This is a genomic window from Micromonospora sp. RTBAU3-60 (genome assembly GCF_054963695.1).
Genome location: NZ_JBUEGB010000029.1, coordinates 41,438 through 56,890, shown reverse-complemented (window position 1 = coordinate 56,890; position 15,453 = coordinate 41,438). Strand labels below are relative to the sequence as shown.

Here is a 15,453-nt window from a genome sequence, read left to right as displayed (position 1 = left end):
CCCTCGGGGTGCGATCTCAGGGTCGGTTCGGGGTGGATCGGCGGTCGAACCCGGATGTGCCGCCCCGGAGGTCGCCCGTAGCGTGCTGACCATGGCTGTGCACCGGACCGTCGCCGCCGCCGCGGCGGCCTCCCTGATCCTCCTCTGCGGGTGTGACACCATCTCGTTCCGCCGGCTCGACTACGACAACACCGAGGCGGTGAAGATCACCCGGATCACCGTGGAACCGGGCGCGGGCAACGTCACCGTCCGCGCCGCCGGCTCCGCCGCACAGGTACGCATCAAGCGAACGGTCCGCTACCAGGGCGGGCAACCCGACACCCGGTACGAGATCAACGGCGACGAGCTGGTGCTGCGCACCGACTGCGGCCCCCGGTGCAGCATCTCCTGGGAGGTGTCCGCCCCCGAGGGCGTGGCGGTACGCGGCGAGACCGACTCCGGGGACGTCGAGCTGAGCCAGGTCGGCGCGGTCGAGTTCAAGCTCGGCTCGGGCAACGTCTCGGTCAGCGGGGCGCGCGGCGACGTCCGCGCCGAGACCGGTTCCGGGAACATCGACGTGGTCGACGCGGCCGGCGCGGTGCGGCTGCGCGCCGGCTCCGGCGACATCACGGCGCAGCGGCTCGCCGCCGGGGTGGACGCGGAGACGGCCTCCGGCAACGTGACGGTGGATCTGACCACGCCGGCTTCGGCCCGGGTGCACGCCGGCAGCGGCGACGTCGAGCTGACCGTGCCGGACGGCCGGTACCGGGTGCGGGGCAGCACCGGCTCCGGCGACCGGGACCTCGGCGTGACCGACGATCCTGCCGCCGCCCTGGTGCTGGACGTCAGCACCGGCAGCGGCAACGTGACCCTCACCCGCCGCTGACCGCGCGTCCACCCCACCCACCTGCTCTCCGGCGGGCCGGACCGCCCGGACAGCGCCGCCTCCCCGGCAGCCGCGCTCATGCACCGGCCATTCCCCGGGCGATGGCCACTCATTCCGTGAGTGAGGCCCCGCAGGCGGCCGGTCAGCCGGTGCCGAGTTCGGTCCCGGCGCGGTCGTCGGCCCGTCGGGGCGCGGGAACCCCGCGCGGGGCACGGGATGCGCCGGCCGCCGCCAGTTCGGTCTCCGCGCCGGCCGGCGCGGGGCTGGCCGGGACGGCGGCCGCCCGCTCGGCCAGGGTGGGCCGGGGCCGGCCGGGAAGCACCTCCGGCGTACGCCGGGCCGCCACGTCCTCGACCCACCCGACCAGCAGGGTGACCACGCCGACCAGCGCGAACACCAGCACCACCCGGATCGCCAGGCCGAGCGGGTCGCGCGGGGTCCAGCCGACCAGACCGACCAGCGGGGTGAGCGCCACCACGAACGGCATGTGCCACAGGTAGATGGTCAGCGCGCGCCGGTTCAACAGGGTGACGGCCCGGCTCACCAGCGGGATGCGGTCGACCCAGCGCGCCTCGGTCGGGGCCCGGCCGATCGCCACCAGGATGAAGGCCGCCGACCAGAGGGCGTTGCCGAGGTGGATGTCGTTCAGGTCGTAGCCGCGTGGACCGGGGTGGGTGAAGATCCAGGTCAGGCCGGCGGCACCGAGGGCGAGCGCGGCGGGTACGAGGATCCGGTTGCGCATCCGGCGCAGCATGCCCTCGTGGTGGGCGAAGCCCAGCAGCCAGGCGCCGAAGTACAGGCCGAACTCGCGCAGCACCCCCGGCGCGTCCGGATAGACGCCCAACTCGATCAGCACGAGCAGGGCGTACGGGGCGAGGAGGGTGGGCAGCGGCGCCCGGCGGAACAGCCACAGGGCGAGCGGCGAGGCCAGCACGAACCACAGGTAGTCCCGGAGGTACCAGATGGGGCTCAGGGCCAGTCCGCCCCAGTAGTTGGCCGGTGGGTCACTGACCGGGAAGAGCCAGAGCAGCACCTTCGGGCTGAACGGCAGCCCGGTGAACAGCATGGCCGGCACGAACACCAGGGCGAGCACCCAGAGCGACGGCAGCAGGCGACGCAGCCGGCGCGCCACGGCCGGCACACCGGTCCGGTCCAGCGAGGCGGCCATCAGCGAACCGGCGAGCGCGAACATCACCGACATCGCCGGGAAGATCAGCGTCAGGGTCGCCGAACCGATGACGTGGTAGACGACGACGCGCACGATGGCCAGGAAGCGGAGCAGGTCCAGGTATCGGTTTCGCATAACCCTGCATCTATGTCCGGGGGCTCGGGGATCAACCTCTCCCTACCCTCCGACCCGAGCGTGCGAAACCGCGAGGTGCCGGGGCCAAAAGTGAAACTTCCCATAAAGCCGACCGATCCGGACCAGCCGGTGAGGACCGGTCACCGGACCCCAAAAAAGCGCACCGGCGGTGCCGGAAAGCTCCGGCCCGCCGGTGCGGGGGCTCCGTTCAGAAACCGAGTTTGCGCAGCTGCTTCGGGTCGCGCTGCCAGTCCTTGGCGACCCGGACGTGCAGGTCCAGGTAGATCCGGGCGCCGAGCAGCTCCTCGATCTGCCGGCGCGCGGTGGTGCCGACCTCCTTGAGCCGGCTGCCCCGGTGACCGATCATGATCGCCTTCTGGCTGGGCCGCTCCACGTACACGTCGGCGTAGATCTTGGTGAGCTGCCCCTCCACGATCATCTCCTCCACCACCACGGCGATGGAGTGCGGCAGCTCGTCCCGTACGCCCTCCAGCGCCGCCTCGCGGATCAGCTCGGCGACCAGCACCTGCTCGGGGTCGTCGGTGAGCATGTCGTCCGGGTAGAGCTGCGGCGACTCGGGCAGGTAGCCGGTCATCACGTCGACCAGGGTGTCCACCTGGTGACCGGACACGGCGCTCACCGGCACCACATCGGCGAAGTCGGCCAGCTCGCTCACCGCGAGGAGCTGCTCGGCGAGCCGCCTGCGGTCCACCAGGTCGGTCTTGGTGACCACGGCCAGCACCGTCGCCTTGAGGCTGGCCAGCTCGCCGGTGATGAAACGGTCGCCCCGGCCGATCGGCTCGTTCGCCGGGATGCACAGGCCGATCACGTCGACCTCGCTCCAGGTCTCCCGGACCAGGTCGTTCAGCCGCTCGCCGAGCAGCGTACGGGGACGGTGCAGGCCCGGGGTGTCGACCAGCACGAGCTGCGATTCCGGGCGGTGCAGCACGGCCCGGATGACGTGCCGGGTGGTCTGCGGTTTGTTCGAGGTGATCGCGATCTTGGTGCCGACGATCGCGTTGGTCAGCGTCGACTTGCCGGCGTTCGGCCGTCCGACGAAACAGGCGAAACCCGCCCGGTAGGGACGCGGCTCCTCCGGGTCCGGCACCCCGGTCACTCGACCACCGTGCCGAGGACGGTGCCGTCCGGGGCGGCCACGTGGATCGGCGCGTCGACGGCGAGGTCCCGGACCGCGGCGTGCCCGGCGCCGTCCAGCGTCGAGGCCTCGGTCACCACCACGGCGGCCTCCAGCCGGCTGGCGCCGGCGGCCACCGCCGAGGCGACGGCCAACTGGAGGGCGGTCAGGGTCAGCGACGGCAGGGCGACGCTGGCCGCCGCGTACGTCCGGCCGTCCTGGTCGCGAACCGCCGCGCCCTCCACGGCGCCCACCCGGCCGCGTGCGCCCCGGGCCAGGACGACCAGCTTGCCGTCCTCGGCGGTCAGCTCGGCCGGGTCGGACGGGGTGGGCCGGGCAGCCGGCACGACGGGTGACTCAGGCATCGGCGGGTTGCCTCTCCTCGGAACGGTTGTGGTTGCCGCGGGACTCGGCGTGGTCGCCACGCCCCCCGCTGTCGGACGCGTCGCTCGGCGCGACCCGGCGCACCAGCACGGTGTCGATCCGGTTGCGCCGCCCGGTGGTGCCCTCGGCGATCAGCCGGAGCCCGGCGACCTCGGCCTCGGCGCCCGGGATCGGCACCCGGCCGAGCGACTGGGCGAGCAGACCGCCGACAGTCTCCACCTCGTCGGTGGGCAGCTCGGTGTCGAACAGCTCGCCCAGATTCTCCACCGGCAGCCGGGCGGTCACCCGCACGGCCCCGTCCGCCAGGTGCTCGACCGGCGGGCGTTCGACATCGTACTCGTCGGTGATCTCACCGACGATCTCCTCCAGGATGTCCTCGATGGTGACCAGACCGCCGGTGCCGCCGTACTCGTCGACCACGATGACCAGGTGGTTGCGGGCCGCCTGCATCTCCGACAGCAGGTCGTCGACCGGCTTGGACTCCGGCACGAACGTCGCCGGGCGCATCAGCTCGGCCACCGGCAGCTGCCGGGCCTCCGGGCCGCCCTGGATGCGCCGGATCAGGTCCTTCAGGTAGAGCACCCCGAGCACGTCGTCCACGCTCTCCCCGATCACCGGGATCCGGGAGAAGCCGGAGCGCAGGAAGAGCGCCAGAGCCTGGGCCAGCGTCTTGCTCTCCTCGATCCACACCATCTCGGTGCGCGGCACCATCACCTCGCGGGCGATGGTGTCGCCGAGCGCGAAGACCGAGTGGATCATCTGGCGCTCGCCGTGCTCCACCACCCCGCGCTGCTCGGCGAGGTCGACCAGTTCACGCAGCTCCACCTGGGTGGCGAACGGCCCCTCACGGAAGCCGCGCCCCGGGGTGACCGCGTTGCCGATCAGGATCAGCAGCGAGGCGAGCGGGTTGAGCGCCCGGCCCAGCCAGCGCACCAGCGGCGCGACCGCGCGGCCCACCGCGTAGGCGTGCTGCCGGCCGAGGGTGCGCGGCGCGACGCCGACCACCACGAAGCTGACCACGGTCATCGCCCCGGCGGTGACCAGGGCGGCCCGCCAGCCGGCGCCGAAGCTGTCCACCGCCACCAGCGCGACCAGCGTGGTGGCGGTCAGCTCGGCCAGCAGTCGGACCAGCAGCAGCAGGTTGAGGTGGCGGACCACGTCACCCGCGACCGCCTGGAGGGTACGCGCCCCGCGCGCCCCGTCCCGGGCCAGCTCGGCCGCGCGAGCCGGGGAGACCGCGGCCAGCGCCGCCTCGGTCATCGCGATGAGGCCGGCGAGCACCACCAGCCCCGCCGCGACGAAGATGAGCTGGAGATCGGGCAGTCCCGCCGGAGTGCCGGCCGCCAGGGTGGTCATCATTTCGACCGGGACGACCGCCAGCTCGCCAGCAGTCGGGCCTGGAGACCGAACATCTCCTGCTCCTCCTCCGGCTCGGCGTGGTCGTACCCGAGCAGGTGCAGCACACCGTGCACGGTGAGCAGGTGCAGCTCGTCGGCGGGCGAGTGGCCGGCGGTGGCGGCCTGCTTGGCGGCCACCTCCGGGCAGAGCACGATGTCGCCGAGCAGGGCCGGCTCACCGCCGGCCGGGCTGCTCTCCCCCGGACCGTGGTCGACGCTGCCCTCGTCCATGGGGAAGGCGAGCACGTCGGTCGGGCCGTCGCCGCCCATCCAGCGATGGTTCAGCTCGGACATGTAGTCGATGTCGACCAGCAGAATGGAGAGCTCGGCGAGCGGGTTGACCCCCATCTCGTCGAGGGCGTGCCGGGCGACGGCGAGCACGGCGTCGGTGTCGACCTCGACACCGGACTCGTTGGCGATCTCGATGGACAACTGTCTTCCTCTGGTGGATTAGCGGCGCCGGCCGGCCCGGCCGCCCTGGGCGGTCCGCCCGGGCACGGCGTGCACGCCCTGTGCCTGCTGGTTCTCCCGCTCGGCGTCCCAGCGGGCGTACGCGTCGACGATCTCGCCCACCAGCTTGTGGCGGACCACGTCGGCGCTGGAGAGCTGGGCGAAGTGCACGTCCTCGACGTTGCTCAGGATCTCCCGGACCACCCGCAGGCCGCTGGTCGTCCCGCCGGGCAGGTCCACCTGGGTGACGTCACCGGTGACCACGATCTTGGAACCGAAGCCGAGCCGGGTGAGGAACATCTTCATCTGCTCGGGCGTGGTGTTCTGCGCCTCGTCCAGGATGATGAACGCGTCGTTGAGCGTCCGGCCGCGCATGTACGCCAGCGGCGCCACCTCGATCGTGCCGGCCGCCATCAGCTTCGGGATGGACTCCGGGTCGAGCATGTCGTGCAGCGCGTCGTACAGCGGCCGAAGGTACGGGTCGATCTTCTCGTTCAGGGTGCCGGGCAGGAAGCCCAGCCGCTCGCCCGCCTCGACCGCCGGCCGGGTCAGGATGATCCGGTTGACCTGCTTGGCCTGGAGCGCCTGGACGGCCTTCGCCATGGCCAGGTAGGTCTTGCCGGTGCCGGCGGGGCCGATGCCGAAGACGATCGTGTTGCCGTCGATCGCGTCGACGTACCGCTTCTGCCCGAGCGTCTTGGGACGGATGGTGCGGCCGCGCCGGGAGAGGATGTTGAGCGTCAGGACCTCGGCGGGCCGCTCGGTGCTGCCCTGCTCGAGCATGCCGACGGTCCGCCGGACGGCGTCAGTGGTCAGGGTCTCGCCTTTCTCGATGAGTTCGAGCAGCTCGCTGAAGAGACGCTCGGCGAGGGCGTTGTCCGCGGGCGCGCCGGTGATGGTGATCTCGTTGCCACGCACGTGGACGTCACTGTTGACCGAGCGTTCGACGAGTCGCAGGATCTCGTCGCCCGCGCCGAGCAGGTTCACCATGATCTTCTGGTCGGGGACCGTGATCCTGGTCTGCACCCGGGGCGGGCCGGGAGGTGGGGTGCCGGTCATAGGTCGGGCCGTCGGGCCCTACGCCACCTGCTCTCGAACTCGGCGCCGGGCCCTGCTGGCGCGGCGGTCGTGACTCCCATCGTATCGGTTCAACACCGCCCGCACCTCGCCCATTTCCGGCGGTAGGAGATCAACTGCCGGCGCGGAAGTCGTACCCCTCGAAGGTCTCCTGGTGGCGGGTGAACCGGTAGGTGGCCCAGTGCATCCGGACCACGGCCCCGCGCTCGTCCCGGGTCAGCCGGAGCAGCTCGCCCACCTCCCGGCCGGCGACCGTGCGGAACACGTCCGGCCGGTCCGGCAGCGGGGCGAAGACCGCCGGTGGCTTGCCGGCCGGGTCGTCCGCGCCCCGGGCCCGCAGCGCCCCGTCGTGCCAGGAGAAGACGCACTCGAAGCCCTCGCCCCACCAGCGGCCCAGCACCCCGCGCAGGTGCGCCGGGGCGGGCGGGCCGGGACGCCACGGCTCGATCTCCGCCGGGTCGTACTCGGCCGCGGCGGCGAGCAGCTGGTGGGCCAGCTCGAACACCGGCACGCCGGTGCCGGACGAGCCGAGCACGGCGCAGCCCATCGCGCCGGCCGTGCCGTCCCCGCCGCGCCGGCCGTAGACGGCGGCCAGGAAACCGGGCATGGCTCCGTCGTGCCCCACGTGCATCACTCGTTGCGGCTGCGGCACCAGGATCAGGCCGAGCCCGAAGCCGGCGCCCCACAGCGTCTCGTCGGTGGTGGTGAGCGGCCAACGCATCTCGTCGAGGGTGGCCGGGGCGAGCACCGCGCCGGCCGGATCCAGCGCCGCCGGGTCGGCCAGGAAGGCGGCCCAGCGCGCCATGTCCGGCGCGGTGCTCCACAGCTGCGCCGCCGGGGCCACCGCGCCGAAGTCGGTCGGCGGTTCCGGGTGCGCCTCGTCGGAGTACGCGTCGACCAGGAACCCGGTCGCCGCCCGCTCGCCGGGCGTGCGGCCGGTGGCGGTCAGCCCGAGCGGGGCGAGCACCCGCTCGGCGAGCACCTCGGCCCAGGTGCCGCCGCGCAGCCGGGCGACCAGCTCGCCGAGGAGCGCCATGCCGAGGTTGGAGTAGTGGTAGCGCCGGCCGGTCGGCAGCACCCGCTCCACCCGGGCCAGGTCCGCGATCAGCTCGCTGACGCCGGGCGCCCGCAGGCTGTCCCAGACGTCGCCGTGCGGCTCGCGTTGCAGGCCCGCCGTGTGCGACAGCAGTCGGCGTACGGTCAGCTCGCCGTGCGCCGGCAGGTCGAGGTGCCGGCCGATCGGGTCGTCCAGGTCCAGCAGCCCGTCGTCGCGGCACTGCATGACCAGCACGGCCGTGAAGGTCTTGGTGACCGAGCCGATCCGGAACACCGTCTCCGGGCCGAGCGGGCTGTCGTTGCCGGTCCCGCCCACCGTGCAGGTCCAGAGCGGCCGGTCCGCCCGGTGCAGGGCGGCCGAGACCGCCGGGATCCGGCCGTGGGCCTGCGCCTGCCGCACCATCCGGTCGAGCCGGTCATGCACCGTGATCATGCGAGCAGTCTAGGGACAGCCTCAGCGGCAGAGCATCGGGCCGAGCGGTGCACCGCCGAACACGTGCGCGTGCACGTGGAAGACCTCCTGGCCGGCGTACGCCCCGGTGTTGAACATCAGCCGGAAGCCGTCGGCGAGCAGCCCCTCGTCCTCGGCCACCGTGGCGGCCGTGGCGAGCACCTCACCGGCAAGGCCCGGGTCACCCTGGGCCAGGGTGGCCACGTCCGCGTAGTGCTCCTTGGGGATGACCAGCACGTGCGTCGGGGCCTGGGGGTTGATGTCCCGGAAGGCGAGGGTGGTGGCGGTCTCCCGCACGATGGTGGCCGGGATCTCCCCGGCGACGATCCGGCAGAACAGGCAGTCGGTTCCCATTCGGGCAGTGTAAGGAAGGGTCCCCCTGTTAACGCGTTCTGCACAGGAAGGACCCCTTGTTAACCGACGGCAGCCCGTGCGGCAACATGGCGCGCATGACGGGACGGGCGGTACTGGTGACGGGGGCCTCGCGCGGCATCGGGCGCGCGGTGGCGCGGGCGTTCGGGGTGGGCGGGGACCGGGTGGCGATCCACCACCGGGACTCGGCGGAGTTGGCCGAGCGGGTCCGCGCCGAGTTGCCCGGCGAGGGGCACGTGGTGGTCCGCGCCGACCTGACCGACCCGGAGGCCGTCCGGGCGATGGTCGACACGGCGGCGGAGCGGCTGGGCGGGCTGGACGTGCTGGTGAACAACGCCGGCGTGTACGGCCCACGGGACCTGCCGCACCCGGTCTTCGGCAACACGTACGAGCAGTGGCGCGAGCAGTGGCGGCTGGTGCTGGAGACCAACCTGACCGGGGCCGCCAACGTCACCTGGTGCGCCGCCCAGCACATGCGCGAGCGGGGCGGCCGGATCGTCAACGTCTCCTCCCGCGGCGCCTTCCGCGGCGAGCCGGAGCAGCCCGCGTACGGAGCGAGCAAGGCCGGGTTGAACGCGCTCGGTCAGTCGCTGGCGCTGGCCCTGGCCCCGTACGGCATCGCGGTGGCCACGGTGGCGCCCGGCTTCGTCGAGACCGACATGACCACCACGCACCTCAGCGGCGAGCGCGGCGACGCGATCCGGGCACAGAGCCCATTCCACCGGGTGGCGCGCCCGGAGGAGATCGCCGCCGCGGTGCACTGGCTGGCCAGCCCCGAGGCCGAGTGGGCCTCCGGCACCATCGTCGACCTCAACGGCGCCTCCTACCTGCGCAGCTGACTTCGGCAGGCGCCCTCCCGAGCCGGCCCGCGCGACACTCCGTCGTCCCCTTTGCTCTGCAGCCACCCACGCAGCACCTACCGACGTCGGGGGTGTTGCATCCATGGCTGCAGAGCAGAGGCGGGGCGTTCCGGTGGGTGCCGCGACGCGCGCGGCGGCGGGGGACGCCGCTCGGCCTACCAGCGGCCGAGGCGGGCGGCGAGCACGCTGAGGGCGGCGACGCCGGCGGTGGAGGTACGCAGCACCGACGGGCCGAGCCGGACGGTACGCGCGCCGGCCTCGCCGAAGGCGGACAGCTCGGGCGGGGCGATGCCGCCCTCCGGGCCGACCACCAGCACGATCTCGCCGGTCTCCGGCAGCGCGACGGTGGCCAGCCGCTCCTCGGCCTCCTCGTGCAGCACGAACGCGGTGGCCGCCCCGGCGATCCGCCGGGCCACCGTCGCGGTGGACTCGTCGGGCGTGCCGGCCACGATCGGCAGCCAGGCGCGCCGGGCCTGCTTGGCCGCCTCGCGGGCGGTGGCCGCCCACTTCTCCCGCGCCCGTACGCCCCGGTCGCCGCGCCACTGCACGACCGAGCGGGACGCCGCCCAGGGGACGATCTCGTCCACCCCGACCTCGGTCATCGCCTGCACGGCCAGCTCACCCCGGTCGCCCTTGGCGATGCCCTGCACCACCACGAGCCGGGGGACGGACGCGTCGACGTACCCCCGGGTGGTGACCGCCAGGTCGAGGGTGCCCCGGCCGACGGCGGTGACCACCGCGGCGGCAGTGCCGCCCCGGCCGTCGGCGAGCAGCAACTCCTCGCCGACCCGCAGCCGCTGCACGGTGGCGGCGTGGTGCCCCTCCGGGCCGTCGAGCGTCACCGTGTCACCGGTGGGCAGCGCCTCGACCAGGAACAGCGGCGCCGACACCTCAGGCGTGCCCGTTGAAGGCGTCGCGCATCCGGGAGAAGAAGCCGCCCTGCTTGGTCAGCTCGGCGACCTCCTCGCCGCGGGTCTTGGCGAACTCGCGGAGCATCCGCTCCTGGTCCGCGTCGAGCTTGGTCGGGGTGCGCACGTCGAGGTGGACGTAGAGGTCGCCCCGCCCGGTGCCGCGCAGGTGCGGTACGCCCCGGGCGCGCAGCCGCAGGGTGCTGCCCGGCTGGGTGCCGGGCTTGACGTCCACCGTCTCCTCGCTGTCCAGCGTCTTGATGGTCAGCCGGGTGCCGAGCGCGGCGGCGGTCATCGGCACGGTGACCCGGCAGTGCAGGTCGTCGCCCTTGCGGGAGTAGACGTCGTGCGTCCGCTCGTGGATCTCCACATAGAGGTCGCCGGCGGTGCCGCCGCCCGGGCCGACCTCACCCTGCTGGGCCAGCCGGATCCGCATGCCGTCCTCGACCCCGGCCGGGATCTTGACGGTGAGGGAACGGCGGGTCCGCACCCGGCCGTCCCCGGCGCAGGTGGGGCAGGGGTGCGGGATGGTGGTGCCGTAGCCCTGGCAGACCGTGCACGGCCGGGCCGAGACCACCTGGCCAAGGAAGGTCCGCTGCACCGACTGCACCTCGCCCCGGCCCCCGCACGCCTCGCAGGTGGCGAGGTGGGTGCCGGCCGCGGTGCCCGCGCCGGAGCAGGTGGTGCAGAGCACTGCGGTGTCGACGGTGATCGGGGCCTCGACGCCGAACGCGGTCTCGTGCAGATCCAGTTCGAGCCGCAGGATCGCGTCCGCACCCGGCCGGGTACGCGGACGCGGCCCCCGGCTGCCGCCGGCCGCGCCACCGAAGAACGCGTCCATGATGTCCTGGAACCCGACGAACGGGCCGGCGCCGCCCGGGCCGCCCGGGCCCGCGCCCCCGCCGCCCGGCGCGAGCGGGTCGCCGCCGAGGTCGACGATCTGCCGTTTCCGGTCGTCCGAGAGGACCTCGTACGCGGCGTTGATGTCCTTGAACTTCTCCTGTGCCTCCGGGTCCGGATTGACGTCCGGGTGGAACTGCCGCGCCAGCTTGCGGTAGGCGCGCTTGATCTCGTCGTCGGAGGCGTCCCGGCTCACGCCGAGAATGCCGTAGTAGTCCCTGGCCACTGCGTTCGGTGTCCCCATTTTCGTCTCGCGTTGCGCGGTCGTCGGCCGTTGGGCGGCCGGCGGCCCTGACTGGTCAGTTCTGGGCCAGCAGATCGCCCACGTAGCGTGCCACGGCCCTCACCGTGGCGATGGTGCCGGGGTAGTCCATCCGGGTCGGTCCGAGCACGCCGAGGCCACCGACGATGGTGCTGCCGGGGCCGTACCCGGTGCTCACCACGGAGGCGGCGCGCAGGTTGTCGACCTCGTTCTCGTCGCCGATCAGCACCCGGGTGGTGCTCGGCTCGGCCTCGCCGATGAGCTTGAGCAGCACGACCTCCTCCTCGAGAGCCTCGAGGATGGGGCGCAGCGACCCTTGGAAGTCCAGCAGGCCACCGCGGGTGAGGTTCGCGGTGCCGGCCAGCGCGAGGCGCTCCTCGTGCCGCTCGACCAGCGTCTCCAGCAGCACGCTGGAGAGCGTGGCCATGGCCGGGCGCAGCCGCGGCGCGGACTCGTCCACCAGCGCCTGGACCAGCGGCGGGGTCTCCGACAGCAGGCTGCCGACCAGCTTCTCGTTGACCAGCCGACGCAGGTCGGTGACATCGTCGGCGGGGATCGGCCCGGGCAGCTCGACCAGCCGCTGCTCGACCCGCCCGGTGTCGGCGATCATGACCACCATAAGGCGGGTGGTGGAGATCGGCACCAGCTCCAGGTGGCGCACCTTGGAGCGGGCCAGGCTCGGGTACTGCACCACGGCGACCTGCCGGGTGAGCTGGGCGAGCAGCCGGACCGTGCGGTGCACCACGTCGTCCAGGTCGACCGCGCCGACCAGGAAGCGCTCGATGGCCCGCCGTTCGGCGGGGCTGAGCGGCTTGACCCGGGAGAGCCGGTCGACGAAGAGCCGGTAGCCGCGGTCGGTGGGCACCCGGCCGGCGCTGGTGTGCGGCTGCCGGATGTAGCCCTCGTCCTCCAGCACCGCCATGTCGTTGCGGACCGTGGCCGGGGAGACGCCCAGCTGGTGGCGCTCGACGAGGGCCTTGCTGCCCACGGGCTCCTGCGTGGCGACGTAGTCCTCGACGATCGCGCGCAGCACGGCGAGCTTGCGGTCGTCGAGACCCATCTCCCCACCTCCTGACGCACCCCGGCCCGCCGGCACCCGGCGCAACCCAGTCTCGACCAGGCGGCACGCGGTGCCGACTGAGCGTCTGGCACTCGACTGTAGCGAGTGCCAGTCTACGTCGGTGTGCCCGCCGACGCGATGATCAGCGACGGACCTCCGGTGCGGCCCGCCGCACAGTCACCTCGCCTGGGCCGAACAGTCGGACATCCCGGGCGATCTCGCTCTGGTGCGCCCTTGCCAACGGGACCTACCGTGACGTCCATGACTGAACCTCCTCGCCCTCCTGGAGCGGGGGACTCCGGCGCCCAGCCGCCGGAGGCGACCCCGCCGTCGGCACCGTTCGGCTCGTCGGCGGACGAGCCCCCCACCGCACCACTGTCCGGCGCACCGGGGGCGGGCGGCTATCCCCCGCCCGGTGGCTATCCGCCGCCCTCCGGTGGCCAGCCGCCGTCGGGTGGCTACCCACCTCCGGGCGGCCACGCCGCGCCCGGCGCCGGCTACCCGACCGGCGGCGCGTACGGGCCGCCCGCCGGCTACCCCACCAACGATGACAAGACCTGGGCCCTGGTCGCGCACTTCGGCGGCGCTGCCGGCGCCCTGATCAGCTTCGGCCCGTTGGGCTTCGTCGCGCCGCTCATCGCGTACCTGGCCCGCGGTCAGCAGTCGCCGGCGGTCCGGGCGCACGCCCTGGCCGCGCTGAACTTCCAGATCCTCTGGTCGATCATCGCGTTCGTGCTGCTCTTCGTGAGCTGGTGCCTGCTCTTCCTGCCCAGCATCGCGGTCGTGGTGATCCAGATCCTGTTCGGGATCATCGCCGGCATGAAGGCCAACGAGGGGCAGCTCTACCGCTACCCGATGTCCGCCAGCTTCATCAAGTGATCCCGCCCGGCCGGCCTCCGGGCCGGCCGGGTGCGATCGTTCAGGGCAGCAGGTCGCGGACCACCGCGTCGGCCAGCAGCCGGCCGCGCAGGGTGAGCACGGCCCGCCCGGTCGCGTACGCGTCGGGGGCCAGCAGGCCGTCGGCCAGCGCGCGCTCGGCACCGGCCCGGCCGGCCGGGTCTAGCACGTCCAGCGGCAGGCCGGTGGCGAGCCGCAGCCGCAGCATCACGTCCTCCATGTGCGCCTCGTCGGCGGTGAGCACCTCCCGGGCCAGGCCGGGGGACTCCCCGCCGGCCAGGCGCTGGGCGTACGTGCTGGGGTGCTTGACGTTCCACCAGCGCACCCCGCCGACGTGGCTGTGCGCGCCCGGGCCGAGGCCCCACCAGTCGGCGCCGGTCCAGTAGAGCAGGTTGTGCCGGCACCGGGCCGCCTCGGAGCGGGCCCAGTTGGAGACCTCGTACCAGGAGAAACCGGCCGCGTCGAGGGCGGCCTCCGCGGCCAGGTAGCGGTCCGCCGCCACGTCGTCGCTCGGGTACGGCAGCTCGCCGCGGCGCATCCGCGCGGCCAGCCGGGTGCCGTCCTCCACGATCAGGGCGTACGCGCTGACGTGGTCCACGCCCGCGGCCACCACCTGGTCCAGCGAGGCGGCGAAGTCCGCGGCGGTCTCCCCCGGCGTGCCGTAGATCAGGTCCAGGTTCACGTGGTCGAAGCCGGCGTCCCGCGCCTCCTGGGCGGCGGCGGTGGCCCGGCCGGCGCTGTGCTGCCGGTCGAGGACGGCCAGCACCCCGGGCGCGGCGGACTGCATGCCGAGCGAGATCCGGGTGTAGCCGGCCGCCCGCAGCGCCTTCAGCGACTCGGGGGTGACCGACTCGGGGTTGGCCTCGGTGGTCACCTCGGCGTCGGCGGCCAGCCCCCAGGTGCGGTCGATGCCGTCCAGGATCCGGGCCAGGTCGTCGGCGGGGAGCAGGGTGGGCGTGCCGCCGCCCACGAAGACGGTGTCCACCCGGGGCGGCGGGGTGTCGCCCAGCACCCGGCCGGCGAGGGCCAGTTCGGCCAGCACCGTGTCGGCGTAGGTCTCCCGGCCGGCACCGCCGCCCAGCTCGGCGGCGGTGTACGTGTTGAAGTCGCAGTAGCCGCACCGGCTGGCGCAGAACGGGACGTGCACGTACACGCCGAAGCCGCGGGCGCCGACGGCGCGGCGGGCGGCAGCGGGCAGCGATCCGTCGCGCGGGACGGATTCGCCTTCTGGAAGGACGCCGGGCATGGCCACTAGTGTGCCCGGCATGACCTCTCCGGACGCTCTCGTGCGGGTCGCCACGGCCCGTGGGGTGACCACCCTCACCCTGGACAGCCCGCACAACCGCAACGCGCTCTCCACTACGCTGATGACCGAGCTGCTGGCCGGGCTCGCCACGGCGGTCGCCGACGACGCGGTCCGGGCGATCGTGCTGGACCACACCGGCCCGGTCTTCTGCTCCGGGGCGGACCTGAAGGAGACCGCCGCCGCGTACGCCAGCGGAACGGTGCCGGCCGGGATGCTGGGCGACGTGCTGGTGGCGGTCCGGGAGTGCCCGAAGCCGGTGCTGGCGAAGGTGGCCGGGCCGGCGCGGGCCGGCGGGCTGGGGCTGATCGCCGCGGCCGACCTGGCGGTCTGCGCCGAGGAGGCGACGTTCGCCTTCACCGAGGTCCGGATCGGGGTGATCCCGGCGGTGATCTCGGCGACCGTGCTGCCGCGGCTGCACCCCCGGGCCGCCGCCGAGCTGTACCTGACCGGCGACACCTTCGACGGCCGGCGGGCCGCCGAGATCGGTCTGGTGACCGCCGCGGTGCCGGCGAGCGACCTGGGCGCCGCGGTGGAGCGCTACTGCGCGTCGCTGGTCAAGGGGGCACCGCGGGCCCTCGCCGGCGCCAAGGAGCTGCTGCGCCGGCCGGCCGCGACCGACCTGCGCGCGGAGATCGCCGAGTTGGCCGCGCTGTCCACCGGGTACTTCCTCTCGGCCGAGGGCAGGGAGGGCGTGGCCGCGTTCCGGGAGAAGCGGCCGGCGGCCTGGGTGCCCAGCGGAGACTGAGAGGCGACGGAGTCCGGTGCGCCGG

The 15,453-nt window shown here is 73.6% G+C and carries 16 protein-coding genes; 4 read left to right on the top strand and 12 right to left on the bottom strand.

Annotated features, from left to right (window positions below; translation table 11 throughout):
• Nucleotides 1–91: 91 nt before the first annotated feature.
• The gene (locus ACY34I_RS25075; protein ID WP_462757470.1) at nucleotides 92–865 is read left to right on the top strand and encodes a DUF4097 family beta strand repeat-containing protein; all 774 of its coding nucleotides are present in this window, start codon (nucleotides 92–94) and stop codon (nucleotides 863–865) included.
• A 142-nt stretch (nucleotides 866–1,007) separates the two neighbouring features.
• On the opposite strand, the gene ACY34I_RS25070 is transcribed toward ACY34I_RS25075, so the two are convergent.
• The 8 genes from ACY34I_RS25070 to ACY34I_RS25035 form a co-directional block, all read right to left on the bottom strand.
• Nucleotides 1,008–2,168 carry an acyltransferase family protein gene (locus ACY34I_RS25070; protein ID WP_462757469.1) on the bottom strand — a complete coding sequence of 387 codons (1,161 nt, stop codon included), beginning with the start codon at nucleotides 2,166–2,168 and terminating at the stop codon, nucleotides 1,008–1,010.
• A gap of 208 nt (nucleotides 2,169–2,376) precedes the next feature.
• A complete protein-coding gene (gene era / locus ACY34I_RS25065) occupies nucleotides 2,377–3,276 on the bottom strand; it encodes a GTPase Era (protein ID WP_462757499.1) in 900 nt (299 codons plus the stop codon).
• A gap of 5 nt (nucleotides 3,277–3,281) precedes the next feature.
• Nucleotides 3,282–3,668: a cytidine deaminase gene (locus ACY34I_RS25060; protein ID WP_462757468.1), complete on the bottom strand. Its 387-nt coding sequence runs from the start codon at nucleotides 3,666–3,668 to the stop codon at nucleotides 3,282–3,284.
• The gene (locus tag ACY34I_RS25055; RefSeq protein WP_462757498.1) at nucleotides 3,661–5,067 is read right to left on the bottom strand and encodes a hemolysin family protein; all 1,407 of its coding nucleotides are present in this window, start codon (nucleotides 5,065–5,067) and stop codon (nucleotides 3,661–3,663) included. The genes ACY34I_RS25060 and ACY34I_RS25055 overlap by 8 nt, the downstream gene beginning before the upstream one ends.
• Entirely contained in the window at nucleotides 5,043–5,516 is a 474-nt protein-coding gene (ybeY, locus tag ACY34I_RS25050) for an rRNA maturation RNase YbeY (RefSeq protein WP_462757467.1), read from the bottom strand. The genes ACY34I_RS25055 and ybeY overlap by 25 nt, the downstream gene beginning before the upstream one ends.
• An 18-nt stretch (nucleotides 5,517–5,534) precedes the next feature.
• Nucleotides 5,535–6,593, bottom strand: a complete 1,059-nt coding sequence (locus ACY34I_RS25045; RefSeq protein ID WP_148797322.1) for a PhoH family protein — start codon at nucleotides 6,591–6,593, stop codon at nucleotides 5,535–5,537.
• A gap of 130 nt (nucleotides 6,594–6,723) precedes the next feature.
• A complete protein-coding gene (locus ACY34I_RS25040) occupies nucleotides 6,724–8,100 on the bottom strand; it encodes a serine hydrolase domain-containing protein (RefSeq protein ID WP_462757466.1) in 1,377 nt (458 codons plus the stop codon).
• 21 nt (nucleotides 8,101–8,121) lie between these two features.
• A complete protein-coding gene (locus tag ACY34I_RS25035; protein ID WP_148797324.1) occupies nucleotides 8,122–8,472 on the bottom strand; it encodes a histidine triad nucleotide-binding protein in 351 nt (116 codons plus the stop codon).
• A gap of 95 nt (nucleotides 8,473–8,567) precedes the next feature.
• On the opposite strand from ACY34I_RS25035, the gene ACY34I_RS25030 reads away from it, so the two are divergent.
• Nucleotides 8,568–9,329 carry an SDR family NAD(P)-dependent oxidoreductase gene (locus ACY34I_RS25030; RefSeq protein WP_462757465.1) on the top strand — a complete coding sequence of 254 codons (762 nt, stop codon included), beginning with the start codon at nucleotides 8,568–8,570 and terminating at the stop codon, nucleotides 9,327–9,329.
• A gap of 176 nt (nucleotides 9,330–9,505) precedes the next feature.
• Here ACY34I_RS25030 and ACY34I_RS25025 read toward each other — a convergent pair whose 3' ends face one another.
• The 3 genes from ACY34I_RS25025 to hrcA all read right to left on the bottom strand — a co-directional run bounded on the left by ACY34I_RS25025 (nucleotide 9,506) and on the right by hrcA (nucleotide 12,480).
• Nucleotides 9,506–10,240, bottom strand: coding sequence for a 16S rRNA (uracil(1498)-N(3))-methyltransferase (locus ACY34I_RS25025; protein WP_462757464.1), 735 nt, complete (start codon nucleotides 10,238–10,240; stop codon nucleotides 9,506–9,508).
• 1 nt (nucleotide 10,241) lies between these two features.
• Complete coding sequence (dnaJ, locus tag ACY34I_RS25020) at nucleotides 10,242–11,384, bottom strand: molecular chaperone DnaJ (protein WP_462757497.1); 1,143 nt, start codon at nucleotides 11,382–11,384, stop codon at nucleotides 10,242–10,244.
• Between the two features lie 73 nt (nucleotides 11,385–11,457).
• Nucleotides 11,458–12,480, bottom strand: coding sequence for a heat-inducible transcriptional repressor HrcA (gene hrcA, locus ACY34I_RS25015; RefSeq protein ID WP_462757463.1), 1,023 nt, complete (start codon nucleotides 12,478–12,480; stop codon nucleotides 11,458–11,460).
• A gap of 261 nt (nucleotides 12,481–12,741) precedes the next feature.
• Between hrcA and ACY34I_RS25010 the strand changes: the two genes are divergently transcribed.
• Nucleotides 12,742–13,359, top strand: a complete 618-nt coding sequence (locus ACY34I_RS25010) for a DUF4870 domain-containing protein (RefSeq protein ID WP_462757462.1) — start codon at nucleotides 12,742–12,744, stop codon at nucleotides 13,357–13,359.
• Between the two features lie 40 nt (nucleotides 13,360–13,399).
• Here ACY34I_RS25010 and hemW read toward each other — a convergent pair whose 3' ends face one another.
• Entirely contained in the window at nucleotides 13,400–14,623 is a 1,224-nt protein-coding gene (gene hemW, locus ACY34I_RS25005; RefSeq protein ID WP_462757461.1) for a radical SAM family heme chaperone HemW, read from the bottom strand.
• A 19-nt stretch (nucleotides 14,624–14,642) separates the two neighbouring features.
• Between hemW and ACY34I_RS25000 the strand changes: the two genes are divergently transcribed.
• Nucleotides 14,643–15,428 carry an enoyl-CoA hydratase-related protein gene (locus ACY34I_RS25000; RefSeq protein ID WP_462757460.1) on the top strand — a complete coding sequence of 262 codons (786 nt, stop codon included), beginning with the start codon at nucleotides 14,643–14,645 and terminating at the stop codon, nucleotides 15,426–15,428.
• Nucleotides 15,429–15,453 lie beyond the last annotated feature (25 nt).

What these genes read in the sequence shown, in the direction of transcription:
- ACY34I_RS25075 (WP_462757470.1), top strand. Translation starts at nt 92, where the DNA reads ATGGCTGTGCACCGGACCGTCGCCGCCGCCGCGGCGGCCTCCCTGATC.
- ACY34I_RS25070 (WP_462757469.1), bottom strand. Translation starts at nt 2,168, where the DNA reads ATGCGAAACCGATACCTGGACCTGCTCCGCTTCCTGGCCATCGTGCGC.
- ACY34I_RS25060 (WP_462757468.1), bottom strand. Translation starts at nt 3,668, where the DNA reads ATGCCTGAGTCACCCGTCGTGCCGGCTGCCCGGCCCACCCCGTCCGAC.
- ACY34I_RS25045 (WP_148797322.1), bottom strand. Translation starts at nt 6,593, where the DNA reads ATGACCGGCACCCCACCTCCCGGCCCGCCCCGGGTGCAGACCAGGATC.
- ACY34I_RS25040 (WP_462757466.1), bottom strand. Translation starts at nt 8,100, where the DNA reads ATGATCACGGTGCATGACCGGCTCGACCGGATGGTGCGGCAGGCGCAG.
- ACY34I_RS25035 (WP_148797324.1), bottom strand. Translation starts at nt 8,472, where the DNA reads ATGGGAACCGACTGCCTGTTCTGCCGGATCGTCGCCGGGGAGATCCCG.
- ACY34I_RS25030 (WP_462757465.1), top strand. Translation starts at nt 8,568, where the DNA reads ATGACGGGACGGGCGGTACTGGTGACGGGGGCCTCGCGCGGCATCGGG.
- hrcA (WP_462757463.1), bottom strand. Translation starts at nt 12,480, where the DNA reads ATGGGTCTCGACGACCGCAAGCTCGCCGTGCTGCGCGCGATCGTCGAG.
- ACY34I_RS25010 (WP_462757462.1), top strand. Translation starts at nt 12,742, where the DNA reads ATGACTGAACCTCCTCGCCCTCCTGGAGCGGGGGACTCCGGCGCCCAG.
- hemW (WP_462757461.1), bottom strand. Translation starts at nt 14,623, where the DNA reads ATGCCCGGCGTCCTTCCAGAAGGCGAATCCGTCCCGCGCGACGGATCG.
- ACY34I_RS25000 (WP_462757460.1), top strand. Translation starts at nt 14,643, where the DNA reads ATGACCTCTCCGGACGCTCTCGTGCGGGTCGCCACGGCCCGTGGGGTG.